Source organism: Paraburkholderia strydomiana, from assembly GCF_031456815.1.
Classification (GTDB): domain Bacteria; phylum Pseudomonadota; class Gammaproteobacteria; order Burkholderiales; family Burkholderiaceae; genus Paraburkholderia; species Paraburkholderia caledonica.
In genome coordinates, this window is the sequence record NZ_JAVDVL010000004.1 from 354022 (window position 1) to 380488 (window position 26467).

21 protein-coding genes are annotated in these 26467 nt (G+C 62.3%); 11 read left to right on the top strand and 10 right to left on the bottom strand.

Annotated elements, in window-relative coordinates; all coding sequences use genetic code 11:
• Positions 1-139 precede the first annotated feature (139 nt).
• Both metG and J2W46_RS14025 read right to left on the bottom strand, forming a co-directional pair.
• The gene (gene metG, locus J2W46_RS14020) at positions 140-2278 is read right to left on the bottom strand and encodes a methionine--tRNA ligase (RefSeq protein WP_310354457.1); all 2139 of its coding nucleotides are present in this window, start codon (positions 2276-2278) and stop codon (positions 140-142) included.
• A gap of 394 nt (positions 2279-2672) precedes the next feature.
• Entirely contained in the window at positions 2673-3326 is a 654-nt protein-coding gene (locus J2W46_RS14025; RefSeq protein ID WP_020065184.1) for an OmpA family protein, read from the bottom strand.
• Between the two features lie 401 nt (positions 3327-3727).
• Between J2W46_RS14025 and apbC the strand changes: the two genes are divergently transcribed.
• From apbC to J2W46_RS14050, 5 genes are all read left to right on the top strand, one after another.
• Complete coding sequence (apbC, locus tag J2W46_RS14030) at positions 3728-4816, top strand: iron-sulfur cluster carrier protein ApbC (protein WP_310354459.1); 1089 nt, start codon at positions 3728-3730, stop codon at positions 4814-4816.
• Between the two features lie 130 nt (positions 4817-4946).
• Positions 4947-5480 carry a superoxide dismutase family protein gene (locus J2W46_RS14035; protein WP_020065186.1) on the top strand — a complete coding sequence of 178 codons (534 nt, stop codon included), beginning with the start codon at positions 4947-4949 and terminating at the stop codon, positions 5478-5480.
• Positions 5481-5817: 337 nt separating this feature from the next.
• Complete coding sequence (dcd, locus tag J2W46_RS14040) at positions 5818-6387, top strand: dCTP deaminase (protein WP_006048517.1); 570 nt, start codon at positions 5818-5820, stop codon at positions 6385-6387.
• Positions 6388-6474: 87 nt separating this feature from the next.
• Positions 6475-8760, top strand: coding sequence for an arginine/lysine/ornithine decarboxylase (locus tag J2W46_RS14045; protein WP_020065187.1), 2286 nt, complete (start codon positions 6475-6477; stop codon positions 8758-8760).
• A gap of 92 nt (positions 8761-8852) precedes the next feature.
• Positions 8853-9533, top strand: coding sequence for a lysozyme inhibitor LprI family protein (locus J2W46_RS14050; RefSeq protein ID WP_310354705.1), 681 nt, complete (start codon positions 8853-8855; stop codon positions 9531-9533).
• A gap of 36 nt (positions 9534-9569) precedes the next feature.
• On the opposite strand, the gene J2W46_RS14055 is transcribed toward J2W46_RS14050, so the two are convergent.
• The 4 genes from J2W46_RS14055 to zwf form a co-directional block, all read right to left on the bottom strand.
• Entirely contained in the window at positions 9570-10496 is a 927-nt protein-coding gene (locus J2W46_RS14055; RefSeq protein ID WP_310354461.1) for a bestrophin family protein, read from the bottom strand.
• Between the two features lie 160 nt (positions 10497-10656).
• Positions 10657-12573: a bifunctional transcriptional regulator/glucokinase gene (locus J2W46_RS14060; protein WP_027804181.1), complete on the bottom strand. Its 1917-nt coding sequence runs from the start codon at positions 12571-12573 to the stop codon at positions 10657-10659.
• Positions 12551-13297: a 6-phosphogluconolactonase gene (pgl, locus tag J2W46_RS14065; RefSeq protein ID WP_020065191.1), complete on the bottom strand. Its 747-nt coding sequence runs from the start codon at positions 13295-13297 to the stop codon at positions 12551-12553. The genes J2W46_RS14060 and pgl overlap by 23 nt, the downstream gene beginning before the upstream one ends.
• A 49-nt stretch (positions 13298-13346) precedes the next feature.
• Positions 13347-14810 carry a glucose-6-phosphate dehydrogenase gene (gene zwf, locus J2W46_RS14070; RefSeq protein ID WP_088172948.1) on the bottom strand — a complete coding sequence of 488 codons (1464 nt, stop codon included), beginning with the start codon at positions 14808-14810 and terminating at the stop codon, positions 13347-13349.
• Positions 14811-15360: 550 nt separating this feature from the next.
• On the opposite strand from zwf, the gene J2W46_RS14075 reads away from it, so the two are divergent.
• The 4 genes from J2W46_RS14075 to J2W46_RS14090 all read left to right on the top strand — a co-directional run bounded on the left by J2W46_RS14075 (position 15361) and on the right by J2W46_RS14090 (position 19865).
• Entirely contained in the window at positions 15361-16608 is a 1248-nt protein-coding gene (locus tag J2W46_RS14075; RefSeq protein ID WP_020065193.1) for an ABC transporter substrate-binding protein, read from the top strand.
• 242 nt (positions 16609-16850) lie between these two features.
• Positions 16851-17789: a carbohydrate ABC transporter permease gene (locus J2W46_RS14080; RefSeq protein WP_027775665.1), complete on the top strand. Its 939-nt coding sequence runs from the start codon at positions 16851-16853 to the stop codon at positions 17787-17789.
• Positions 17779-18636 carry a carbohydrate ABC transporter permease gene (locus J2W46_RS14085; RefSeq protein ID WP_087751355.1) on the top strand — a complete coding sequence of 286 codons (858 nt, stop codon included), beginning with the start codon at positions 17779-17781 and terminating at the stop codon, positions 18634-18636. The genes J2W46_RS14080 and J2W46_RS14085 overlap by 11 nt, the downstream gene beginning before the upstream one ends.
• A gap of 113 nt (positions 18637-18749) precedes the next feature.
• Entirely contained in the window at positions 18750-19865 is a 1116-nt protein-coding gene (locus J2W46_RS14090) for an ABC transporter ATP-binding protein (protein ID WP_131318373.1), read from the top strand.
• Between the two features lie 83 nt (positions 19866-19948).
• On the opposite strand, the gene J2W46_RS14095 is transcribed toward J2W46_RS14090, so the two are convergent.
• The 4 genes from J2W46_RS14095 to trxB form a co-directional block, all read right to left on the bottom strand.
• A complete protein-coding gene (locus J2W46_RS14095) occupies positions 19949-20866 on the bottom strand; it encodes a LysR family transcriptional regulator (protein WP_087751353.1) in 918 nt (305 codons plus the stop codon).
• Between the two features lie 99 nt (positions 20867-20965).
• Entirely contained in the window at positions 20966-21586 is a 621-nt protein-coding gene (locus J2W46_RS14100; protein WP_027804182.1) for a trimeric intracellular cation channel family protein, read from the bottom strand.
• Positions 21586-22359 carry a Smr/MutS family protein gene (locus tag J2W46_RS14105; protein WP_310354465.1) on the bottom strand — a complete coding sequence of 258 codons (774 nt, stop codon included), beginning with the start codon at positions 22357-22359 and terminating at the stop codon, positions 21586-21588. Before J2W46_RS14105 ends, J2W46_RS14100 begins: the two co-directional genes overlap by 1 nt.
• Before the next feature lie 193 nt (positions 22360-22552).
• Positions 22553-23554 carry a thioredoxin-disulfide reductase gene (gene trxB / locus J2W46_RS14110; RefSeq protein WP_020065201.1) on the bottom strand — a complete coding sequence of 334 codons (1002 nt, stop codon included), beginning with the start codon at positions 23552-23554 and terminating at the stop codon, positions 22553-22555.
• On the opposite strand from trxB, the gene J2W46_RS14115 reads away from it, so the two are divergent.
• Both J2W46_RS14115 and J2W46_RS14120 read left to right on the top strand, forming a co-directional pair.
• The gene (locus J2W46_RS14115; protein ID WP_310354467.1) at positions 23553-23699 is read left to right on the top strand and encodes a hypothetical protein; all 147 of its coding nucleotides are present in this window, start codon (positions 23553-23555) and stop codon (positions 23697-23699) included. The two genes, trxB and J2W46_RS14115, sit on opposite strands and share 2 nt — an antisense overlap.
• Before the next feature lie 210 nt (positions 23700-23909).
• The gene (locus tag J2W46_RS14120) at positions 23910-26225 is read left to right on the top strand and encodes a DNA translocase FtsK (RefSeq protein WP_310354469.1); all 2316 of its coding nucleotides are present in this window, start codon (positions 23910-23912) and stop codon (positions 26223-26225) included.
• Positions 26226-26467 lie beyond the last annotated feature (242 nt).

Here is a 26467-nt window from a genome sequence, read left to right on the forward strand (position 1 = left end):
CCACTCTTGCTGTCTTGAGGAGCGCAATGCGCCGCGCATGAAAGTGCAGGCAAAAAAACGGCACGCCTTTTACAGCGTGCCGTTTTGCTTGTTGCAGCTAACCGTGTTGCGGGTGTGTGCGTACGTATGCGCTTGCGCGTTACTTCACACGCATGCCCGGCTTGGCGCCGCTGTGCGGCTCCAGCACGTAGAGGCCAGGTTCGGCTTTCTCGTCGGTCGCCGACGCCGCCAGCACCATGCCTTCCGACAGGCCAAACTTCATCTTGCGCGGCGCGAGGTTCGCGACCATCACCGTTAGCTTGCCGATGAGTTGCTCCGGCTGATACGCGGACTTGATGCCGGAAAATACGTTGCGCGTTTTCTCCTCGCCGACGTCCAGCGTGAGTTGCAACAGCTTGTCCGAACCTTCGACCGCCTTGCAATCGACGATCTTTGCGACACGCAGATCGATCTTCGCGAAGTCGTCGATGGAGATGACTTCGGGCGTGTCGTCCTTGTCCGCAGGGGTAGCCTTTGCGGCCTTCGACTTCGCCTTCGCGTCCGCAGCCGGCGCACCCGCTTCCGGCGTGGCTTGCAGCGAGTCGCGATTGGCTGCCAGCAAGGCTTCGATCTGCTTGGGGTCGACGCGCGTCATCAAATGCTTGTACGCGTTGATCGGGCGCGCCGAACTGAGCGGTACATTCGCGTCGGCCCACACGAGCGGCTCGATGCCGAGGAACGCTTCAACCGCTTCCGCGAGCTTCGGCAGCACGGGCTTGAGCGCAAGCGACAGCAGGCGGAACGCCTCGATGCTCACGCTGCAGGTTTCGTGCAGCGCGACGGCATTGGCCGGATCTTTCGCCTGGTCCCAGGGCTTCGCCGTGTCGACGTAGGCGTTGACCGCGTCGGCCAGTTCCATGGTCTGGCGCAGCGCGCGGTTGTACTCGCGAGCTTCGTAGTTCGCGGCGATCTGCGGTACGGCGGCGCGCAGCGACGCGAGCAGCGGGTGCTGCATCGCGCTGTCCTGCACGCGGCCGTCGAAGCGCTTGATCAGGAAGCCGGCGGCGCGGCTCGCGATGTTCACGTACTTGCCAACCAGATCGCTGTTCACGCGCGCCTGGAAGTCGTCGAGATTCAGGTCGAGGTCTTCCATCGTGCTGTTCAGCTTGGCCGCGAAGTAGTATCGCAGCCATTCCGGGTTCAGGCCGGTGTCGATCACGCTTTGCGCAGTGATGAAAGTGCCGCGCGACTTCGACATTTTCGCGCCGTCCACGGTCAGGAAGCCGTGCGCGAACACGTTGGTCGGCGTGCGGTGGCCCGAAAATTCGAGCATGGCCGGCCAGAACAACGTGTGGAAATACAGAATGTCCTTGCCGATAAAGTGATACTGCTCGGCCTTCGAGCCCGGGCGAACCCACGCGTCGAAGTCCAGCCCGCGCTTCTGGGCGAGGTTCTTGAAGCTCGCGTAGTAGCCGACCGGCGCATCCAGCCACACGTAGAAGTATTTGCCCGGCGCGCCCGGAATTTCGAAGCCGAAATACGGCGCGTCACGCGAAATATCCCAGTCGGCGAGCTTCGCTTCACCGGCGTCGCCCAGCCACTCGCGCATCTTGTTGGTCGCTTCCGGCTGGGCGAGGCCGCCCACCCACGCGCGCAGGAAATTCTCGCAGCGCGGATCGGACAGGCGGAAGAAGTAATGCGTCGATGTCTTGCGAATCGGCGTGGCGCCCGAGACCACCGAGTACGGATTGACGAGCTCGGTAGGCTGATAGGTCGAGCCGCACACTTCGCAGCTGTCGCCATACTGGTCTTTCGCGCCGCACTTGGGGCATTCGCCCTTGATGAAGCGGTCCGGGAGGAACATTTCCTTGACCGGGTCGTACGCCTGTTCGATATCGCGGGCGTCGATCAAACCCGCTTCCTTCAGCGCGAGATACACGTTCTCACTCAGGACGCGGTTCTCTTCGGAATCGGTCGAGTAATAGTTGTCGAACGAGATCCCGAAGCTGTCGAAGTCGCGCTTGTGCTCCTGCCAGACGCGGTCGATCAGCTGCTTCGGCGTCAAACCTTCCAGTTCCGCGCGCAGCATGACCGGCGTGCCGTGTGTGTCGTCGGCGCCCACGTAATAGACCTCGTGCCCGTGCATTCGCAGCGTGCGGACCCAGATGTCCGTCTGGATATATTCAACCAGATGGCCAATATGGATTTGCCCGTTCGCATAAGGAAGGGCCGACGTGACGAGAACCTGGCGGCGGGCCGACGGCGCGCCTGCAGTGAGATCGGTTGCGGGTGCTGACATAAGGATGGTGGGAGCCTGCGGTGGGACGAAAGGTCGATTCTAGCAGGGCAGGCGCCTGCGGGCGTGGCTCGCGCGGGCGCGCAGATGCCGCGCTGCCTCGGGCACTGCGAAAAGCGAGCGCCCAAAAAAAACCGGGGCGATTAACCCCGGAGCAACAACGACAAGAGGAGAATGGTGACGCGGCGGCTTCGCCAGCCACGTACCGTAAAGACAGACAGCGGAATTTCGGGAGAGTTCGAAATTTTTTCGTCCTCGCGAGAGATTTTCCGCGCGGCGTTTTTACAGCCGGCTCAGCATCAGGCTGCCGGCCACCGGATAACTGAATCGGCAACGCCGGTCAGCCCGGTGCTGCGAATCTCCGGCCCCAATTCCCCTGCTCAATCGTGCGTTGCTGTTATTGCGTCGTGTGCTGAGCCGTGGCGCGCAGATAGATTTCCACGCGACGGTTTGCTGCACGGCCGGCTTCGGTGTTGTTGTCGGCGATCGGCTGGTTCTGGCCCATGCCTTGTGCCGACAAACGCTGCGGCGCGACGCCGCGTTGCGCCAGATAGCCGGTCACGCTTTGCGCGCGATTGACCGACAGCGTCTGGTTATAAGCCGGTTGACCCGTGCTGTCGGTGTGGCCGACCACTTGGGCGATCACTTCCGGATTCTGCTGCAGCGTTTGCGTCAGCTGATCCAGCACCGGCGCGAACGACGGCTTGATCGCATAGCTGTTGGTGTCGAACGTGACGGAGCTCGGAATGTTCAGCTTGAGTGAGCCGTCCGGCTGCTCGGTGATCTGCGTGCCCGTGCCCTTGGTGGCGCCCGACAGCTTGTTGTGAATGGATTGCCAGTTGTAGCCGGTGATGCCGCCCACCGCTGCGCCGACGCCGGCGCCAATAGCCGCGCCCTTGCCGCCGCCGAAAATTGCGCCCAGCGCCGCGCCGGTGCCGGCGCCTACGCCCGTACCCACTGCCGTGTTAGTGCCCTGCTGGCTGGCGCAACCTGCGAGCAGGGAGCCCGAAACGGCGAGAATGGCCAGGCGAGTCGTGATTTTTGCATTCATTTTTGATTCCTTTCGAGTAAAGCGAATGACGCGAATAAAGCGCGCGAGTAACGCGCGCGGGTGAAGCGTCCGTGGCGCTAGAGCCTGCGTGGCGAACGTCACGGCACCAGAACAGACTGCTCGACAGTGCGAACAACCCAAGGGACACGCAAGCCAGGCGGAAAACCCCACGCGTTCTTCAGTCCCGGTCCGACAATGAAGAAGGGTCTTCCGGCAGCGCTCGACGTGAGCCACTACAATAAAGCCTGGCGCACGCAGCGATGCGGCCCCACGGCGACCGCCGGCCCAAAGGGTGCCCGGCACGCCTGGTTTTCGCAATGCTGTCTAACAATTTCTTGCAATTCCGGCGCGTGGCCGAAGCTTCGATTGCGCCGCGCCGCAGGTGTTCCCTTGGAGTGTCAATGAGTATCGATCGGGCTTTGGTCGACGCTGCCCTCGCAGCCGTCACTGACCCCAACACCGGCCGGCCGTATGCCGCAGCCAGGAACATTAAAAACGTAGCCGTGGAGGGTGACACGGTTAACGTCGCGGTGGTACTCGGCTATCCGGCCATGCGCCAGTTCGAGGCCATCCGCAAGCAGTTCGCCGACGCGTTGCAGGCCGTGCCGGGCGTGGCGCAGACGCACATTCAGTTGTCGCAGGAAATCGCGGCGCATACGGTGCAGCGCGGCGTGAAACTCTTGCCGAATGTTAAAAATATCGTGGCCGTGGCGTCGGGCAAGGGTGGCGTCGGCAAGAGCACGACCGCCGTTAACCTCGCGCTGGCGCTGGCTAGCGAGGGCGCGTCGGTCGGCATACTCGACGCGGATATCTACGGACCCTCGCTGCCGCTGATGCTGGGCATCGAAGGGCGCCCCGAATCGCCGGACGAGAAGACCATGAACCCGATGACGGGCCACGGTCTGCAGGCCAACTCCATCGGCTTTCTGATCGAGCAGGACAACCCGATGGTGTGGCGCGGCCCGATGGCTACGTCGGCACTGGAACAGCTGCTGCGGCAGACCAACTGGCGCGATCTCGATTACCTGATCGTCGATATGCCGCCGGGCACCGGGGACATCCAGTTAACGCTCTCGCAACGCGTGCCCGTGACCGGCGCGGTGATCGTCACCACGCCGCAGGACATTGCGCTGCTCGACGCCCGCAAGGGCCTGAAAATGTTCGAGAAAGTCGGCATTCCGATTCTCGGCATCGTCGAGAATATGGCCATGCATATCTGCTCGAATTGCGGCCATGAAGAGCATATCTTCGGCTCGGGAGGCGGCGAGCGCATGGGTAAGGAATATGGCGTCGACGTGCTCGGCAGCCTGCCGCTCGACATTGCGATCCGCGAGCAGGCCGACTCTGGCCGGCCGACGGTAGTGGCCGATCCGCAAGGGCGCATTGCGGAGATTTACAGCACGATCGCGCGGAAGGTCGCGGTTCATATCGCCGAGCGCGCCCGCGACATGACGTCCAAGTTTCCCAACATCGTCGTGCAGAACACCTGACGAGCCCTTCAAACGACGGGCGAAAGGGGGCCGGGGGCGTCTATTTGCGCCTGGTCTCGCGGTATCATGTCGACTTCACAGGTTCGGCTCGGCAACCGCAGGGGCGGCCGCCAGCCGGCACGAGGATCGCATGGGAAAACGAATCGACTGGCAGGCGGTGCATGCTTTCATCGTTCTGACTGCCAGCAGTATGCTGTTATGCGGGTGCAGCGCTTTCCTGAGACCACAGGAAAAGCGCGCCGACGCGCAGTTGCTGCCCACCGTGGGCAATCAGGCGCGCGGCCTCGTTACGTTCATCGAGCGCTCGGACGGCGTTCAGGTTACCTACAATCTCGCGGGCTTGCCGCCTAACAGCGATCACGCGCTTCAGGTTCACGAGCGCGGCGACTGCAACGCAACCGACGGCTCCAGCGCGGGCCAGGTGTTCTCGCCGGCTGCCGAGCGTCTGAAGGCGGGTGCGCGCGTCGAAGGCGACCTCGGCAACATTCATGCGGACGCGAACGGCGTGGCAACCGGCTTCATCGTCGCCCCGGACGTCTCGCTCGACGGTATCCGTTCGGTCCTGCAACGCGCGGTGCTGCTCCATCACGACGCAACCGATCCCTACGCGTATCCGCAGCATGGCGCGGGTCCCGCACTCGCTTGCGGTTTGATCCGCCAATGACGGATCACCGCGTAGTTGCCCTGTTGCCCCTGCCTGTGGCCAGGCTGCCTGAAGCGGCCGAAACGCGGACGAGAGCGGATCAAAGCAAACCCAGGCGGCTCCCTCGCGCTCATCAGTGGCGCGTATATGCGGCACCATCCTCGTGATCGCGTAAAATAAGCGCCTTTCGCCGCGGCGGCCGGCCGGCGTCATCGCCAGTACGGCCCCGGGCAGCTTCTTGCGGAGCGCACCGGCAAAACCCGGCCTTGAAAGTGGGACAACCGGCCGCAACGTGCCCGGCACGCGCCGGGTTGTTATCCGTCACACTCCTGTTATTCACGTCGAGCAGCGTTCACCTATGACCATCAAATCCGACAAGTGGATCCGGCGCATGGCCGAGTCGCACAAAATGATCGAGCCGTTCGTGCCCGATCAGGTTCGCGTCTCCGAAGACGGCCGGAAGATCGTCAGTTACGGCACATCGAGCTACGGCTACGACATTCGCTGCGCCGACGAATTCAAGATCTTCACGAACATCAACTCGACCATTGTCGATCCGAAAAATTTCGACGAGAAATCGTTCGTGGACTTCAAAGGCGACGTCTGCATCATCCCGCCTAATTCGTTCGCGCTCGCCCGCACGGTCGAGTATTTCCGCATTCCGCGCTCGGTACTGACCGTGTGTCTCGGCAAGTCCACTTACGCGCGCTGCGGCATCATCGTGAACGTCACGCCGTTCGAGCCGGAATGGGAAGGTCACGTCACGCTCGAATTCTCAAATACGACACCTTTGCCTGCGAAAATCTACGCGAACGAAGGCGTCGCCCAGGTGCTGTTTTTCGAAAGCGACGAGATTTGTGAAACGTCGTACGCGGATCGCGGCGGCAAATATCAAGGTCAGCACGGGGTCACGTTGCCGAAGACGTGACGTCGGCAGCGCATTGACCCACCAGGTACACAGGGTGACCGCTGCAATCTATCCAGTGCAGCGGTCGTTCTTTTTGGAGAATCGCCCATGAAGTTCCGTTTTCCCGTCGTCATCATCGACGAAGATTTCCGCTCCGAGAACATCTCGGGTTCCGGCATCCGGGCTTTGGCCGAAGCAATCGAGAAAGAAGGCGCGGAAGTGCTCGGGTTGACGAGCTACGGCGATCTGACTTCGTTTGCGCAGCAGTCGAGCCGCGCGTCGTGCTTCATCCTTTCCATCGACGACGACGAGTTGCTGCCCTACGTCGAAAACGTCGTGGTCGAAGGGGAAACGCCGGAACTGGCGGCCGCCATCGTCGCGCTGCGCGCGTTCGTGACGGAAGTGCGCCGCCGTAACGCGGACATTCCGATCTTCCTGTACGGCGAAACGCGTACGTCCCGCCACTTGCCGAACGACATCCTGCGCGAACTGCACGGCTTCATCCATATGTTCGAGGACACGCCGGAGTTCGTCGCGCGCCATATCATCCGCGAGACCAAGGTTTATCTGGACTCGCTCGCGCCGCCGTTCTTCAAGGAACTGGTGCAGTACGCGGACGAAGGCTCGTATTCGTGGCACTGTCCCGGCCACTCGGGGGGCGTTGCGTTCCTGAAGAGCCCGCTCGGCCAGATGTTCCATCAGTTCTTCGGCGAAAACATGCTGCGCGCGGACGTCTGCAACGCCGTGGACGAACTCGGTCAACTGCTCGATCACACCGGCCCCGTTGCGGCTTCCGAGCGCAACGCCGCGCGCATCTTCAGCGCGGACCATGTGTTCTTCGTGACCAACGGCACGTCGACCTCGAACAAGATCGTCTGGCACGGCACGGTCGCGCCGGGCGACATCGTGCTGGTCGACCGCAACTGCCACAAGTCGATCCTTCACGCGATCACGATGACCGGCGCGATTCCCGTTTTCCTCACGCCGACGCGCAACAACTTCGGCATCATCGGCCCGATTCCGCGGTCGGAATTCGAGCCGGAAAACATCCGCAGAAAGATCGAGGCGAATCCGTTCGCACGCGAAGCGCTGGCGAAAAATCCCGACCTCAAGCCGCGCATTCTGACGATCACGCAAAGCACGTATGACGGCGTGATTTACAACGTCGAGATGATAAAGGAAATGTTGGGCGAGTGGCTCGACACGCTTCACTTCGACGAAGCGTGGCTGCCGCATGCCGAGTTCCACGAGTTCTATCAGGACATGCATGCGATCGGCGCGGGCCGCCCGCGCATCGGCGCAATGGTCTTTGCCACGCACTCCACGCACAAGCTGCTGGCCGGCATTTCGCAGGCGTCGCAGATCGTCGTGCAGGATTCGAAGAACAGCCGCTTCGACAAGCACCGCTTCAACGAGGCGTATCTGATGCATACGTCGACGAGCCCGCAATACGCGATCATCGCTTCGTGCGACGTGGCCGCGGCCATGATGGAAGCGCCCGGCGGCACCGCTTTGGTCGAAGAGTCGATTGCGGAAGCGCTGGACTTCCGCCGCGCGATGACCAAGGTCGACACGGAATACGGCGACGACTGGTTCTTCAAGGTCTGGGGCCCGGACCAGTTCGCCGACGAAGGCATCGGCTCGCGCGAAGACTGGATGCTTCGCCCGAACGATTCCTGGCACGGTTTCGGACCGCTTGCCGAAGGCTTCAACATGCTCGATCCGATCAAGGCGACCATCGTCACGCCGGGTCTGGACATGGACGGCGGTTTCGGTGAGACGGGCATTCCGGCCGCGATCGTGACGAAGTACCTCGCCGAGCACGGCATCATCGTCGAGAAGACCGGGCTGTATTCGTTCTTCATCATGTTCACGATCGGCATCACGAAGGGCCGCTGGAATTCGATGGTGACCGAGCTCCAGCAGTTCAAGGACGACTACGACAACAACCAGCCGCTATGGCGCGTGTTGCCGGACTTCGTCGCGCTGCATCCGACTTATGAGCGTGTCGGTTTGCGCGACCTGTGCCAGCAGATCCACAGCGTCTACCGCGCGAACGACATTGCGCGTCTCACGACCGAGATGTACCTGTCGAGCATGGAGCCGGCGATGAAGCCGTCCGACGCGTTCGCGAAGCTCGCGCACCGTGAGATCGACCGCGTACCCATCGACGAACTCGAAGGTCGTGTCACCTCGATTCTGTTGACGCCGTACCCGCCGGGCATTCCGTTGCTGATTCCGGGCGAGCGCTTTAACAAGACCATCGTCAACTATCTGCGATTCGCGCGTGAATTCAACGAGCGTTTCCCGGGTTTCCACACGGACATTCACGGGCTCGTCGGCGAGATGATCAACGGACGCATCGAATATTTCGTCGATTGCGTACGCGTCTGACAATGCGCTTCATGACGTTCCTCGGAAGCGACCGAGGCCGGCGACGCGAGTCGCGTGCGTCGGCTTGGGTGCGAGCGGCACAGCGCGCGCTGATGCGCACGTTGACCTGCGCGCTGCTGCTCGGCGTCGCGCCGCTCGCCGCGCGTGCGGAAGTCGCCGCAGCCGATCCGATCGATGCGGCGATGCGCACTTGTCTGGCACGCAGCGATATGTCGTCGACGATGGGGCAGGTGCAGTGCATGGAAACTGCGCGTATCGGCTGGAAGACCGCCATGGACAACGCATGGCAGCAGCTGCAGCCGGAGTTGCCGCCGGCGCGGCGCAAGCAGTGGGAAAAGAGTCAGGCAAGCTGGCAGGCTTCGCGCGATGCGGAAACTCAACTGCTCGCGGCGGTATTCGCCACCACGCGCGGCACGATGTATGTGCTTGCCGAAGCCGATATGCAATTGCAGCCGGTGCGTGACCGGGCTCTCGCGCTGCGCAGTGCGGTCGCGAAAGCGGGTGCGGGTGGCGGCGATCCTCCGGGCCGTCTGCGCGCTTGCCGTGCGGACGCGCGCTGCGAACACGCTATGTTCGACCTGAATCGCTACTATCGCCGTCTGCAGGCAAAGATGCCGGCGCGCTCGCGTCCCACGCTGACGCGCGCACAGAAGGCGTGGACCGCGTATCTGAACGCGACGACGCCGGTCGTCGACGAACGCGGCCGCATCGACATCATCGGTGCGCGTGTGGCAACGCTCAAGCGTTTGTCGGAAACAGTCGGCAACGACTAGACCTGCGAGCGGACAACCGCTGCCTCATCGAAACGCTCAGGTTAGCGCGTAGCTTTCGGCTTGCAGGTCGGGCAGCGCGACCGCGGGTTCGCCGCGCATATCGCGCAGAGCGTCTTCAATGATGAGAGACATGGTACTCAGCGCAAGGTCGTTGTCGTCGGTGCCGAACGGCTCCTCGATTTGCGACGCGATTGCTTCGTGCGCCATGAACGTGTACGCGACGAACACCGCGAACACCGGCGTAAAAATGCCGATGCTGTCGACGAGTCCAAACGGCAACGACGCGCAGAAGAAGTACACCGTGCGGTGAATCATCACCGAGTAGGCAAACGGCAACGGCGTCGACGCGATGCGCTCGCACCCACCGATCACATCCGACAAGCCATTCAGATTCCGGTCGAACGCGAGTACGGCCATCGCATCAATTGAGCCCTTTTGCGCCTCGCGCTGCACCCATTCGCCAAGAATCAACATCAACGTTGCCGGTTTGTAGCGCGATGTCATAACGCGTTCGAACAGCGCAGGCGGCAGGCGTGCGGCGAGGTCATCGCGCGGATCGCTCCTGCGAAGCTGATGGCGCAGTGCGTGCGGCAACGCGCCCAACGCGGCGAAAAACTCGGCCAGGTTTTCTTTCGGCAACTGCGTCGTTCGCAAGGTCAGTGCCTGGCGAGCGAGCGAACGCGCGTCGTTCAGCAATTGGCCCCAGAGCTTCCGCGCTTCCCACCAGCGGTCATAGCTGGCGTTGTTTCGAAAGCCGAGAAACACCGCGAGAGCGATCCCAATGAGCGAGAACGGCGCAGTCGTGTTGAGGTTCAGCGAGATGGGCAGCAGATGATCGTGCGCCGCGACCGCAACGACCGAGATCGCGAAAATAAGGAAGAGCCGGGGAAGCAACTGCGGAAGCACCGAGCCGCGCCAGGCGAGCAACATGCGGAACCAATGGAGATGCGGACGGATGATCATCGGTGTGCTTTGCCGTGAGCGATGGAGTTTCTATTATCGCTTGTTGTTCGAGTCGCGCCATTGAAGCGCGTACTCGCACACGCAATGCTTCGGTCCGGATTTCAGAAGTTGGGCGAAGGCCACGGCATGGCGCGGCCTTCATACAAAGATCAAACCGGCATCAGTCGCGCGCCGACGAAGCCGCGCCGTGACTGAGCCAGTCGAGCACTGCGGTCGCGTCGTCGTCGGCACCTTGACGTGCTTTCGCCACCGTCTCCGCCACGTCCGCGCTCGGCACTGCGCGGCGAATTGCCACGCCGACCGCGAGAATATCGATCATCACCAGATGCAGAATTCGCGAAATCATCGACAGTTGCGACTCGCGAATTTCAATGTGATCGGTTTCGAGCGCGACCGTCGCGCGCTTGGCGAGCGGCGTGTTGCTCGACGTAATCGCGATCACCTTCGCGCCTGCCTGCATCGCGACGTCGAGCACGCGCAGCAGTTCGGGCGCGCGGCCCGACTTCGACACGGCGACAATCACGTCGCCCTTGCCGAGCAACGCAGCCGAAGCGGCCTGCATGTACAGATCGCCGTACGCAATGGTCGGAATGCCGAAGCGGAAGAACTTGTAGTGCGCGTCCTGCGCGACGATGTTCGAATTGCCGAGTCCGTAGAACTCGATGCGCCGCGCGCCGTTCAACAGATCGATCGCGCGTTCGACCTGGTCGAAGTTCAGATGCTCGCGCAATTGCAGAATGGCCGACACGGTGTTGTCGAGGACCTTCGCGCCGAAGTCCGTCGCCGTATCGCCGAGATGCACCTGGCTGTGGCTCACCGGAATGGTGCCGGTCAAACCCGTCGCAAGCTTCAGCTTGAAGTCCGACAAACCCTGACAACCGAGCGAGCGGCAGAAGCGGATCACAGTCGGTTGGCTGACGTCGGCCTTGCGGGCGATGTCGACAATCGGGTCGTTGATGATCGAACGCGGATGGTTCAGCGCGAGATCGGCGACGCGGCGCTCGGCCGGCGTCAGCGCGTCGCGCATTTGCCGGATTCGCTCGAATACCGCCGACGAACTGCCGCCCGCGCGATTCGACAACTGCTCGGCGAGGATCGCGGACACGCCGAGAAACGCCGGATATTCCGCGGTAATCACGTAGGTCGGCACGTTCTGCAAATATGCCTCGAAGCGGCCTTTCGCCTCGAAGCGTTTGCGAAACGACGAGCGCGCGAAAAATTCGCCGAGCCGCGGGACGACGCCGCCGCCGATATAGATGCCGCCGAGCGCGCCGAGCGTCACCGCGATATTGCCCGCAAAGGTGCCGAGTATGCCGCAGAACACGTCGACGGATTCAGCCGCAAGCGGCTCGCCTTCCAACGCACGTTTGACGATCTCGACGGTATCGACGTTTGCCGCGACGCGCTTCTTGTCGCGGCCTGCCAGCGCACGGTAAATGACTTCGATGCCGGGCCCCGCGGCCACGCGTTCGAACGACACATGCGACCATTTCTTGCGCGCGTACTGCAACACGATGTCTTCGCGCTCGTCGGCCGGCGCGAATGTGGCGTGACCGCCTTCGCTGCCAAGCGCGATCCAGCGGTCGTCGGCAGGAATCAGGCCCGACACGCCCATGCCGGTGCCCGGACCGAGCAGGCCGATCACGCTGTTCGGACGGCGCGTGCCGCCGCCGACCTGCACGCGTTGCGCATCCGTCAGGCCGGGCAGGGCCATGGCGAGTGCGGTGAAGTCGTTCACGACGAGCAGCGTGTCGAAGCCGAGCGCACGGCGCGTGGCTTCGATCGAAAAGCTCCAGTCGTGATTCGTCATGCTGACCTGATCGCCGTCGACCGGGTTCGCAATCGCGATCGCCGCGTGATTCACGCGGCCGATCTTCGTGTCTTTCAGGTACTTCTTGATAACTTCAGCGACGCCGGGGTAATCCGCGCACGGGTAGACGTGCACCGAGCCGATCTCGCCCGGTCCGGTTTCCAGCGCAAAGCGCGCATTCGTGCCGCCGATGTCGGCCAGCAGCCTCGGTCCATCGGCGTGCTGGCCCGCGCCCGGAACAGCCTTAGTTTGCACACCAGTAGACATCGAGTCTCACTCCCTTGTCGTTTGCCAACTGCGAGATGGCATTTTTTTGTAGCGAAGATGCGGCGGCGTTCAGCACGTCCATCTTGCGCGGTCCGGCAATCAGCAAAAACAGGTGCTTCACTTCCTTGAGCGCGGAGAGTGACCAGCTCACGCGTGCATGCGGCGCGCTGCCGGGATGCACGGCGACGAAGCGCTCAGTCGTGCTGATGGCGTGATCCCATTCAGGCGCATCAGCGAAGATCGACGCGGTGTGGCCGTCTTCGCCCATGCCGAGTATCGCGACGTCGGGCACGTTGGCGAAACGCGCGTCGGCGTTCAGCGCGGCGACGTGGGCGTGCAGATCCTGCGAGGTGTCGACGAGCGGCCAGAACGTCGCGTTCTTCGCGGCGTTCTGCAGCAACGTGGCGCGCACCAGTTGCGAGTTGCTCGCGCTGTCCGTCTCGGGCACCCAGCGATCGTCGACGAGTGTCACCGCAATGTGCGGCCAGTCGAAGCTTTGGGTGGACAACGTCTGCAGGAAAGGGCGCGGACTGCTGCCGCCGGACACGGCGAGCAGGGCCGGGCGCACGCCGGCTGTGGACGTACCGGCTGTGGACGCGCCGGATATACCGGCGTCTGACGTTGCCGTCTGTGCGGCCAGCGATGCATGCAACGCGTCGCCTACGGCCTTCGCCAACGCGTCGGATTGGGCGCGTTGATCGTCGAAAGCGTGAAGCTCGATCACTTCTCCTCCGTGCTGCTTTTTTGTTAGAGCTGCGAAAATCCGCCGCGAATCAGTTCTCTTCTTCGAGCCAGCAGGTGCCGTGCTGCGCAAGCATCGCGCTCGCGGCGGCAGGACCCCATGTGCCCGCAGCATAAGGCTTCGGCGGTTTGTTCGAAGCCTTCCATTCGTTCAGAATCGGTTCGACCCAGCGCCACGCGGCTTCCTGTTCGTCGCGCCGCACGAAGAGTGCGAGACGGCCGTTGATCACGTCGAGCAGGAGGCGTTGGTACGCTTCCATCTGCCCTTCGCGGAAGAACTGGTCGAACGCGAGATCCAGGTGGACGCTTGCGAGATTCATGCCTTCGCCGGGCTGCTTCGCAAGACAGTACAGACGAATCGTTTCGTTCGGCTGCAAGCGGATCACCAGACGATTAGCGCCTGCGCGCAACGCCGAAGCACCCAACGCCGAATGCGGCACCGCACGGAAGTTCACGACGATCTCCGCGACGCGGTCCGCAAGCCTTTTGCCCGTGCGCAGGAAAAAGGGCACGCCGGCCCAACGCCAGTTTTCTATCTCGACCTTCAACGCGACGAAGGTTTCGGTCGTGCTGTTCGGCTTCACGCCCGGTTCCGTCGCATAGGCGGGGACCGCGGTGCCGCGAATCACGCCGGAATGGTACTGGCCGCGCACCGCGACCTTGCCGATGTCGAGCGGATTGATTGGCTTCAACGCGCGCAGCACGCGGAGCTTTTCGTCGCGCACCGAGTCGGAGTCCATCGAATGCGGCGGTTCCATGGCGACGATCGAAAGCAGTTGCAGCAAATGGTTCTGCACCATGTCGCGCAGTGCGCCGGTATTGTCGTAGAAATCGCCGCGCGCCTCGACACCGAGTTCTTCCGCGATCGTGATCTGAATGCTTTCCACCCACTCGCGGCGCCACAGCGGTTCGAACAGCGCATTGCCGAAGCGCAGCGCCAGCAGGTTCTGCACGGGTTCTTTGCCGAGGTAGTGGTCGATACGGTAGATCTGTTCTTCAGCGAAGATTTCGCCGACCGCATCGTTAATTGCATTCGACGACTTGAGGTCGTAGCCAAGCGGCTTTTCCAGCACGATGCGCGCGTTTTCGTTAAGGCCCACCGACGCGAGCGCGCGGCAGATCGGTACGAACAGCGACGGACCGGTAGCCAGATAAAACACGCGAATGCCGGGCAGGTCTTTCACCGCATCGCGCAGCAACGCGAAGTCTTCCGGATTGCCCAGGTCGATCTTCACGAACTCGATGCGTTCGAGAAAGCTGGACCATGCCGTTTCGTCGACACCGTTCTTCGACACATGCGGCTTGACGTGCTCGTTGACCCATTGGATGTACTCGCCGCGATCCGCAGCATGGCGCGCCACCGCGACGATCTTGCCGCTGTCGGCCAGCATGCCACCCGCACGGTGCGCTTCATACAGTGCGGGGAGAATCTTGCGCATCGACAGATCGCCGGTTCCGCCGAAGAGAACGAAGGTGAAGCTTGAATCGGTTTGCATGAGTCTCCGTCGATGTCCTGGGGCCGCCGCGCTGACCGTTCACTGCCGTGAAAAAGGCGACCGTAGTCCGATAAAATATTTTTTGACACTGAATTGTAGTTTAACTACAATCCAAATCAAGAGGTAGCGCTAATTCGATGAAAAAAGCGTGCGCTGTCAGGTCAGTTGCGCGTTTTCGCGAATCGGCAGGCGTCCCCTGCATGTTAACGGACATTGCGTGCCGGCATAGGCCAGCCTGTCCCGGCAGCCGTTACGGAAAGCCGGGCAGTGCAGGGCCGGCAAGCAGATTCCTCGGTTGACGTGCAAGGCACCTCGAGTCTGCCGCGCGAAGCGGGCAGGCAAAAATCAAAAGAGGAGACAGTCAGTTGCATCCCGAACCACTCATCTCTTGAGCTTCCAGCGGCCGGACATCGGTCCGCCGGCACATGCCTCGCGCATGCGCCCGACCGTGCTCGATCGCCCAGTGTTTTGCCTGTTTGAACCAACCACAGCACCCTGGCGACATCAGGGGCCATTTGTTTTTTGTTCAGGTGTCTGGAGGAGATAAGCAATGAAATTTCGCGCGATCATGGGCGCTTTGTGCGCCGCAGGTCTGATGTGTGGCGTCTCGGCCGTGCAAGCTGCCGAGTCGGTCGAAGTGTTGCACTGGTGGACTTCGGGCGGTGAATCGAAAGCCGTCGGCGTCCTCAAGGACGACATGACGAAGCAGGGTTACACGTGGAAGGACTTTGCGGTTGCAGGTGGCGCGGGCGCGGCTGCCATGACGGCACTCAAGACGCAGGTGATCTCGGGCAACGCACCGAGCGCTGCGCAGATCAAGGGCCCGCTGATTCAGGATTGGGCTTCGCAAGGCGTGCTGGTGCCGATCGACTCCGTCGCCGGCGACTGGAAGAAGAATCTGCCGCCGGAAATCGACAAGATCATGCACGCGGACGGCCACTACGTCGCTGCGCCGTTCTCGGTGCATCGCGTGAACTGGCTGTACATCAACAAGGCAGCGCTCGACAAGGCGGGCGGCAAGGTGCCGACCACGTGGCCTGAGTTCTTCGCCGTGGCCGACAAGATGAAGGCGGCAGGCATCCAGCCGATCGCGATGGGCGGCCAGCCGTGGCAAGACTTGACGCTGTGGGAAGACGTGGTTCTGTCGCAAGGCGCGGACTTCTACAAGAAGGCGCTGGTCGACCTCGACGAAAAGACGCTGACTTCGGACAAGATGGTCGGCGTGTTCGACACGGTCCGCAAGATCCAGGGCTACTTCGACGCGGGCCGCACGGGCCGTGACTGGAACCTGGCTACGGCAATGGTCATCAACGGCAAGGCCGGCATGCAGTTCATGGGCGACTGGGCGAAGGGCGAATTCGCCAACGCCGGCAAGAAGTCGGGCTCGGACTACGTGTGCGCAGCAGTGCCGGGCACGGAAAAGGCTTACACGTTCAACGTCGACTCGTTCGTGTTCTTCCAGCAGAAAGGCCAGAAGGCAGCAACGCCGGGCCAACTGGCGCTCGCGAAGACCATCATGTCGCCGGAGTTCCAGGAACAGTTCAGCCTGAACAAGGGTTCGATTCCGGTTCGTCTGGGCGTGTCGATGGCGAAGTTCGACGACTGCGCGAAGAAGTCGTATGCGGATGAACAGGTCGCGATCAAGTCGGGCGGCTATGTGCCGTCGCTTGCACACGGCATGGCTCAACCCGATGCAGCAGCCGGTGCAATCTCCGACGTGGTCACGAAGTTCATGAACTCGCAGCAAGATTCGAAGAGCGCAGTTGCGGCGCTCGCGAAGGCAGCGAAGACCAAGTAAGTGAAGTAGCGAAGCGGCGCGTCCGGGACCGGACGCGCCGCTTCGCGCCGCTGAGGGATCGGTTCGCGTCGCGCGATGTGCGCTTTAGCCGATGCAGCCCGATGCAAGCGGTTTCACTCTGGGTTTCATAGAGTCACACCTATGCCGTTGCGGCTTCGCGTTTGTCACGTTCTCACGTTGCCGGTTGGCCGTGTGCGTCGATGCGAGTGGCCAGGCGGTACAGTTTCAGCAGGAGTCGAGTAGTGACTGCTTCTATCAGCGGAAACGGGAAAACGGCCAGCGCCGCCCGCCGCGTGTCGCCCATGGCGGCCCTTGCCGATCGCTGGATCCCGAAGCTGGTGCTCGCACCCAGCGTCGTGATCAGTCTGGTATTCGTCTATGGTTTTATCGCCATCACAGGCTATCTGTCGCTGTCCAATTCGCGGCTGATGCCGCGTTATGAATTTGTCGGTCTCGACCGTTATCGCGAACTGTTCGATAACGACGTGTTCTGGACGTCGGCAGCCAATCTCGGCTGGTTCGGCATTCCGTTCATCGGCATCTGTATCGGCCTCGGTCTCTTCCTTGCGATCCTGCTCGATCAGCAGATCCGCAATGAAGGCGCGCTGCGCGCCGTGTTTCTTTATCCGATGGCGTTGTCGTTCATCGTGACCGGCACGGCGTGGCAATGGATCATGACGCCGAGCATCGGCCTCGAAAAGGTTTTCCACGACTGGGGCTGGACGAGCTTTTCGTTCAGTTGGCTCGGCGACCCCGACAAGGCGATTTTCTGCGTCGTTATCGCGGCGGTGTGGCAGTCCACCGGCTTCGTGATGGCGCTGTTCCTTGCCGGTCTGCGCGGTGTCGACGGTGAAATCTTCAAGGCCGCGCAGATGGACGGCGCGAATCTGCCCACCATCTACCGCAAGATTGTGATTCCGAGCATGCGTCCGGTGTTCTTCTCAGTGCTGCTGATTCTCTGCCATATCACGATCAAGACATTCGACCTGGTCGTCGCCTTGACGGCGGGCGGTCCTGGCACCTCGTCGTCGCTGCCTGCCATTTTCATGTACACGTTTTCGTTCAATCGCGGGCAGCTCGGCGTCGGCGCGGCATCGTCGATGATGATGCTCGCAACCGTCGTGGCCGTGCTCGTGCCGCTCATGTATCTGGAATCGAGGAGCACCCGCAATGCAGCCTAAGATGACGATCAGCCGTGCCGTCATTTACGCGGCCTTGGTCCTGTTTGCCCTGTACTTCCTGTTTCCGCTGTACGTGATGCTGTCGACGTCGTTTAAGGACATCGACCAGTTGCGCACCGGCAACCTGCTTACGCCGCCTTCGCACTGGACCGTGGAGCCCTGGATCAAGGCGTGGAGCGGTGCGTGTACCGGCGTGCGCTGCGACGGCATGCAGCCGTTCTTCATGAACTCGGTGCGCATGGTGATTCCGGCCGTGCTGATCTCGTCGATCATCGGCGCGTTCAACGGTTATGTGCTCACGCACTGGCGCTTTCGCGGCGCCGATCCGATCTTCACGATGCTGCTGGTCGGCTGCTTCATTCCGTTTCAGGCGATCCTTTTGCCGATGGCGCGTTTCGAAGGCTTTCTCGGCCTGTCGAACACCACGACCGGTCTGGTGGTCGTGCACGTGATCTACGGTATCGCGTTCACTACCATGTTCTTCCGCAACTTCTACGTCAGCATTCCGGCTGAACTCGTGAAGGCGGCGCGCATCGACGGCGCGGGTTTCTTCACGATCTTCACGAAGATCCTGCTGCCGGTCTCGCTGCCGATTTTCATGGTGTGCCTGATCTGGCAATTCACGCAGATCTGGAATGACTTCCTGTTCGGGATCGTGTTCTCCGGCGTCGATTCCATGCCGATCACGGTGGCGCTGAACAACCTCGTGAACACCTCGACCGGCGTGAAGGAATACAACGTGGACATGGCCGGCGCGATCATCGCCGCGTTGCCGACCTTGCTGGTCTACATCGTCGCCGGGCGCTATTTCGTGCGCGGCCTGACGGCAGGCGCGGTGAAGGGTTGAACCCAGGCTAGACCATCCGAGCGCGGCGGCTGCTTCGTGCATGAAAGGCACCTAGCACCGCCGTCACCGACAAGACGTTTTCAAGCAGTACCAGAGACAAGAGGATTCACAGCATGGCAAGCCTTTCCATCCGTGACGTGTACAAGACTTACCCGAACGGGGTGCCGGTTCTGAAGGGTGTCAATATCGACATCGAAGACGGCCAGTTCCTGATTCTCGTCGGCGGCTCGGGCTGCGGTAAGTCGACGCTGCTCAACATGATCGCCGGTCTCGAAACCGTGACCAAAGGCGAGATTCAGATCGACGGCAAGACCGTGAACAACCTGTCGCCGAAAGATCGCGACATCGCGATGGTGTTCCAGTCGTACGCGCTGTATCCGTCCATGACGGTGCGCGAGAACATCTCGTTCGGCCTGAACATTCGCAAGGTGCCGAAGCAGGAGCAGGCGCAGATCGTCGACCGTGTGTCGAACACGCTGCAGATCACGCACCTGCTGGATCGCAAGCCCGGCCAGCTGTCCGGCGGCCAGCGTCAGCGCGTGGCAATGGGCCGTGCCCTCGCGCGTGACCCGGTGATGTTCCTGTTCGACGAACCGCTGTCGAACCTCGACGCCAAGCTGCGTATCGAGATGCGTTCGGAGATCAAGCTGCTGCATCAGCGTCTCGGCACGACGATCGTCTACGTGACGCACGATCAGATCGAAGCAATGACGCTCGGCGATCGCATCGCGGTGATGAAGGACGGCATTGTGCAGCAGTTCGGCGCCCCGCAGGAAATTTACGACTCGCCGTCGAACCTGTTCGTGGCGGGCTTTATCGGCGCGCCGCCGATGAACTTCATCCAGGGCAAGCTCGTCGAGCAGGGCGCGGGCGTCGGCATCGAACTGGATACGGGCGTCACTCGCACGGCGTTGAACCTGCCGTTCGATTCGGCAAAGGTCAAGTCGCATGTCGGACGTGACGTGATTCTCGGCTTGCGCCCGGAGCGCATTACCGATGCGCGCGGCGCGCACGGCGACCACGCACGGCTGCAACAGATCGAAGTGAAGGTCGACGTGATCGAGCCGACCGGTCCGGACACGCTCGTCTTCGCGCAAGTCAACGGCAAGCGCGTGGTGAGCCGCGTGCACCCGGCTTCGAACCCGCAGCCGTTGACGAACACGACGCTGCTGTTCGATACGTCGAAGGCGGTGTTGTTCGATCCGTCGAATGAAGAGCGGATCGCCTGAGCCGGATCTGACTGCTGCTGTCGGTCTGAATGAAAAAAAGCCCCTTGTGTCGCGAGACACAAGGGGCTTTTCGCTGAAGGGCGTCAAGCGTCCGGTATGCGCAGATCCGGGTTGTTGCGCACGAGCTCCGTCACCCATTCGGTGAATGCGCGCAGCCGCGAACTCAGATTACGGCGATGCGCGTAAAGGATCGACAGCGGTGTGCTGGGGCTCGTGTAGTTCGTGAGGATTTCCTTGAGTACGCCACGCTCGATGAGATGCGCGACCATGAAGCGCGACGGCTGGATAATGCCGTGGCCGAGCGCCCCCGCGCGAATATAGACCGAGCCGTCGTTCACCGCGAGCACGCTTTTCATCGCGACCTTGACGATCTCACCGTTCACTTCGTATTCGAACGGAAACGTCTTGCCGGTTCGCGCGGAAACATAGTTGACTGCGTGGTGTCCACTCAACTCATCGAGCGTGGTGGGCGTGCCGTGTTTCTCCAGATACGCCGGCGACGCGCACGTCACGATGCGCGCCTGGCCGATACGCCGTGCGACGAGACTGGACTCTTCCGGCGTGCCCATGCGAATGACGCAATCTACGGCGTCCTGTATCAGGTCGATGTTGCGGTCGGCGAGACCGAGCCGCACGTCGATTTCAGGGTAGCGCTGGTAGAAGTCGTCGAGCGCGGGCAAAAGCAGCGCACGGGCGAGGGTGCCGGACGTATCGACCCGAATCGTGCCCACCGGATTCTCGCGCTTGTTCGACAGCGACGACTCCGCGTCGGCGACTTCGGCCAGAATGCGCACGCAGCGGTCGTAGAAGAGCGCGCCGTCTTCGGTAACGCTGACCTGGCGGGTCGAGCGGTTCAACAGCCGTACGCCGACGTGTTCTTCCAGCGCCTGAATCGTCCGGCTGACTTTGGCGCGCGGCAGGTCGAGCGATTCGGATACTTTGGTGAAGCTGTTCGCTTCCACCACACGCGTAAATATCTCCATCGCTTCGAAACGGTCCATGTTTGGCCTTGTGAGTGATTGGCGGAAATAGGTTCGACGTGAAGTGTATAGGCTCGAATTAATGTTGTCCGCATCGGGTGTGGCGGGCGGCGGCTAGAGCTAATGCGGCAATCGCACGTTGAACCGGAAGGTGGCGAGCCGCGACAGCAGAATAAACGCGGTGGCGATCAGCACGCTATACACGGTGTCGAAATTCACATAATCCAGCAGCACATACAGCCAGCAGCCGACAAAAGCGCATGTCGCGTACGGCCGCGAGTCGCGCAGGATCAACGGCACTTCGTTGCACAGCACGTCGCGGATCACGCCGCCGAACACGCCCGTTGCCACGCCCATCAGCACGGACGTGAACCACGGCATCTGGGCGTCGTGCGCGATCGAGGTCCCGGCAATGCTGAAAAGCCCGAGGCCGATCGCGTCGGCCACCAGCAGTACGCGCTCGGACAGCAGGCGCGAGGTGGCTTTCAGCAGTGTGGGGGCGAACAGCGACATCGCGAAAATCGCGATCAGATATTCCTGATGCTCGACCCAATAGAACGGACGGCGCTCGAGCAGGACGTCGCGCAGTGTGCCGCCTCCAAACGCGGTGGCGATGGCGACGAGAAAGGTGCCCACGGCGTCGAGCCGACGGGTCTTGGCCTCGATAAAACCGGAGATGGCGTACGCGAAAATCGCCAGCGCCTCCATGAAGGTCAGCGCGAGCGTCAGCCTGGGATGGATCACCGTGGCTCCGCCAAAGCTCTTGCGTGAGCCGGCGTAGCGCCCGGCTGCAGCAGCACGACCACAGCGCCTGCGCCGCCGTCATGCGGACGTGCCTGGCAAAACGCGATCACTTCGCTCTTCTGCACGAGCCACGCGCGCACTTTGCCCTTGAGCACGGGTTCCTTGCCGATCGAGCCCAAACCCTTGCCGTGAATCACGCGCAGGCAGCGCAAGCCGCGCTTTACCGATTCGCGGATGAACTCAGCCAGAGCCTCGCGCGCTTCCTCGCGCCGCATTCCGTGCAGGTCGATCTGAGCCTGCACGATCCAGTCGCCGCGCCGCAGTTTTCGCACGACTTCCTGGCTCACGCCCGGGCGGCAATAGGAGAGCGTTTCGTCAGTGTCGAGCAAGACCTCGGGGTCGAACTCGTCGGAAATCGCTTCGTGCAGCACGGCTTCTTCGTCGAGCCGGGTTTGCACCGGCAGCGGCGGCGGAGGATTGCGCGGCAACGATGCGCGCGGTGGCACCGCGAGCGGCGCGACTTCACCGATTTCGCGGCGAAACAGATTGGCGTCTGCAGCCGCTTCGCGCTGTGCAGCCGCCGCGGCTGCGCGTTCACGCTCGCGCCGCTCGCTGTCGACCTTCAACGCATCGCGCAGCGCGCCTAGGCCCGCCAGACCCGCAGCCGGCTCGATTGCCGGCCTGGCGGCGGAGGCCGCCGGTTCCGGCGCGGGTCGCGCGGCGGCGCTGGCACGCTTGGGCTCGTTCGGGTGAGGCTGGTTCTTGGGCATAGCGGCAATACACGCGGAAAATGAGTCGATCGAGAATCGATCGAAGGTAGATCAAGCGGCGTCTTGCATGGCCGTGGCGCAGCTCTGAATGCAAAAGGCCGCTGGCTGGGGAGCCGCGGCCTTTGATCGAGCGAGCGGCCGGGCAAGGCCCAGCCGCCATTTTACCGTTGCGTTCGCGAAGAGACGCAGCCGATCAACGCTCCGCTTCCTGGCTCATTGCGTGCTCGCCGGCCATCTCGTTGATGGTTTCCAGATAGCGTTGCGCGTCGAGCGCTGCCATACAGCCGGTGCCTGCGCTCGTGATGGCCTGACGATACACGTGGTCCTGCACGTCGCCGGCGGCGAACACGCCCGGCACGCTGGTAGCGGTTGCGAAGCCGTTCAGGCCGCCCTTCGTGATGATGTAGCCGTTCTTCATCTCCAGTTGGCCTTCGAAGATGTCCGTGTTCGGCTTGTGGCCGATCGCGACGAACAGGCCCTGCAACGCGATGTCGGTCGTCTCGCCAGTCTGCGTGTGCTTGATGCGCAAGCCGGTTACGCCGGATTGGTCGCCCGTGACTTCGTCGAGCGTATGGTTCCACTTGATCTCGACGACGCCTTCCTTCTCTTTGGCGAGCAGGCGGTCGATCAGGATCGGCTCGGCGCGGAACTTGTCGCGACGGTGGATCACCGTGACCTTCTTCGCGATGCCCGACAGATACAGCGCTTCTTCGACGGCGGTATTGCCGCCGCCGATCACGGCCACATGTTGTTGCTTGTAGAAGAAGCCGTCGCAGGTGGCGCAGGCCGACACGCCCTTGCCCATGAACGCTTCTTCTGACGGCAGGCCGAGATATTGCGCCGACGCGCCCGTCGAGATGATCAGCGAGTCGCACGTGTATTCGCCCGAATCGCCGATCAGGCGGATCGGCTTTTCGTTCAGCTTGGCCGTGTGAATGTGGTCGAAGATGATTTCGGTGTTGAAGCGCTCAGCGTGCTCCAGAAAGCGTGCCATCAGTTCCGGGCCTTGCACGCCGTTGGCGTCGGCGGGCCAGTTCTCCACGTCGGTCGTGGTCATCAGCTGGCCGCCTTGCGCGAGACCCGTGACGAGCACCGGCGCGAGGTTCGCGCGCGCCGCGTAGACCGCTGCCGTGTAACCGGCGGGACCGGAACCGAGAATCAGAACCTTGGCGTGTTTCGTGGAAGTTGCGGGCATGATCGAATCCTTTTACGGCGCGCTGCTCGCCCATGCGAGGCTGCGCGACTTGGCTGAAACTGTAGATGGGTATCAGTCGGGCATTATAAAGGGCGGGGCGGCGGGCTGCTCCATGAAGCTTTCTGATCGCGGCGATAGCCCATAGCGCGTGCTCTCGAGCCGGTCGCGCGTTGATTGGGACGCCTGCGTGTGGCCAATCGGCCAGGTTACCGTCATTTACAGCCTCGCGCGGGGCACTGCGTTTACAATAGGCCGGATCGAAGTTTCGGGTCGCCGGTGTCGCGCCCGCAGCCGCGTCCAGCGCGGCTCGGCTGCGCCCCGCCACACCGGATCGGCCACACAAGCAACAGGATCAATGGCAAAAGCTCCTTATACCGCGAGCGCGCAGGCATTGCCGCACCGCATGTCGCGTCTCTTCACCGAAATCCGCTGGATTCTGCAGGTCGCGCTCGGCGTTTTCCTGCTGATGGCGCTCGTCAGCTACAGCCGGCGCGATCCGAGCTGGACGCACGCCGCGCAGGTGGATCACATCGCCAACTGGGCGGGCCGCGTAGGCGCGTGGACCTCGGACATTCTGCTGCTGCTGTTCGGCCTCTCCGCTTACTGGTGGATCGTGCTGCTCGGCCGCCATATCTCCGCGAACTACAAGCGCATCACCCGTCACGAAGAGTTGCAGGAAGACGCGCCGCGCGATGCCAGCTGGCTCGCGGACGCCTTTGCGTTCATGCTCGTGCTGCTTGCCTGCGACGGCATCGAGGCGCTGCGTATGTGGTCGCTCAAGGTGCAATTGCCGCGCGCGCCTGGTGGCGTGATCGGCGAAGCGGTCGCGCGCGGCGTGTCGCATGCGCTCGGTTTCACGGGGGGCACCCTCGCGCTGCTGATCGTGCTCGGCATTGGCTTGTCGTTGTATTTCCGGTTTTCGTGGCTGTCGGTGTCGGAGAAGCTCGGGGAGTCCATCATTTCGGCTGTGACCTTCGCGAAGCTGCGCCGCGAGGCGGGCCGCGACCGCAAGCTGGGCGAAGCCGCGGCGGTGAAGCGCGAAGGTAAGGTCGAGAAGGGCCGCGTGCGTATCGAGGAGCACGAGCCCGTCGTGATCGTGCCGCCGGTCGTCACGCCCGCCAAGTCGGAGCGGGTCGAGAAAGAACGGCAAGTGCCGCTTTTCACCGATCTGCCCGGCGATTCCACGCTGCCGCCTATCTCGCTGCTCGATCCGGCGCCCGCCGCGCAGGAAACCATCTCGGCGGATACGCTCGAATTCACCTCGCGTCTGATCGAGAAAAAGCTCAAGGACTTTGGCGTCGAGGTGAGCGTCGTCGCCGCGTATCCGGGTCCGGTCGTCACGCGCTACGAGATCGAACCGGCCACTGGCGTGAAGGGCAGCCAGATCGTGAATCTCGCAAAAGACCTCGCGCGTTCGCTGTCGCTGGTATCGATCCGCGTCGTCGAGACGATTCCGGGCAAGAATTTCATGGCGCTCGAACTGCCGAATCAGCGCCGCCAGACCGTGAGCCTGTCCGAAATTCTCGGCTCGGCGGTGTATGCGGACGCCGCATCGCCGCTCACCATGGGGCTCGGCAAGGATATCGGCGGCAAGCCCGTATGCGCGGACCTCGCGAAGATGCCTCACCTGCTCGTCGCGGGTACGACCGGTTCGGGCAAGTCGGTCGGTATCAACGCAATGATCCTGTCGCTGCTCTACAAGGCGAGCGCCGACCAGGTCCGCATGATCCTGATCGATCCGAAGATGCTCGAAATGAGCGTCTACGAAGGCATTCCGCATCTGCTCTGTCCGGTGGTGACCGACATGCGTCAGGCGGGTCACGCGCTGAACTGGGCGGTCGCCGAAATGGAGCGGCGCTACAAGCTGATGAGCAAGCTCGGCGTGCGTAACCTCGCCGGCTACAACAACAAGATCGACGAAGCCGCCAAGCGCGAAGAAAAGCTGCCGAACCCATTCAGCCTCACCCCGGACGAACCGGAGCCGCTCACGCGCCTGCCCAACATCGTCGTCGTGATCGACGAACTGGCAGACCTGATGATGGTGGTCGGCAAGAAGGTCGAGGAACTGATCGCGCGAATTGCACAAAAGGCGCGCGCCGCCGGCATTCACTTGATTCTCGCCACGCAGCGTCCGTCGGTCGACGTGATTACCGGGCTCATCAAGGCTAACGTGCCGACGCGGATGGCGTTCCAGGTGTCGTCAAAAATCGACTCGCGCACGATTCTCGACCAGCAGGGCGCGGAATCGCTGCTCGGTATGGGCGACATGCTCTACCTGCCGCCGGGCAGCGGCTTGCCGGTCCGCGTGCACGGCGCGTTCGTGTCGGACGAAGAAGTGCACCGCGTCGTCGACAAGCTCAAGGAGCAGGGCGAGCCGAACTATATCGAAGGCATTCTCGAAGGCGGCGTGACCGGTGAGGGCGACGAGGGCTCGGCGGGCGCCGGAGCGGGTGGATCAGGCGACGGCGAATCAGATCCGCTCTACGATCAGGCAGTGGACGTGGTGCTGAAAAACAAGCGCGCGTCGATTTCACTGGTGCAGCGGCATTTGCGCATCGGCTATAACCGCGCGGCGCGCCTGCTGGAGCAAATGGAAAATTCAGGCGTGGTGTCGGCGATGTCGTCGAACGGTAATCGCGAAATTCTGGCACCGGCGCGAGAGGCGGAGTAGGCGTTATGGCGGGAAGTTTTTTCCGCTTGCCGGGCCTGCTTCGCGGATGGGCTTCTGAGGCGTGGTCCCAATGGCTGCAGCGGCCTGCTTCATGGTCGGCTTTGAACGTCCGCTTTCAATGTGGACATCAAAGGTCCGCTTCAAAGGTCCGCTTCAAAGGTCCGCTTCAAAGATCCGCCGCGAAGAACCAGGTTCAGGGTCCTCTTCGACGCCGACTTCTAAGGCTCGTTTAAGCCTGCCTG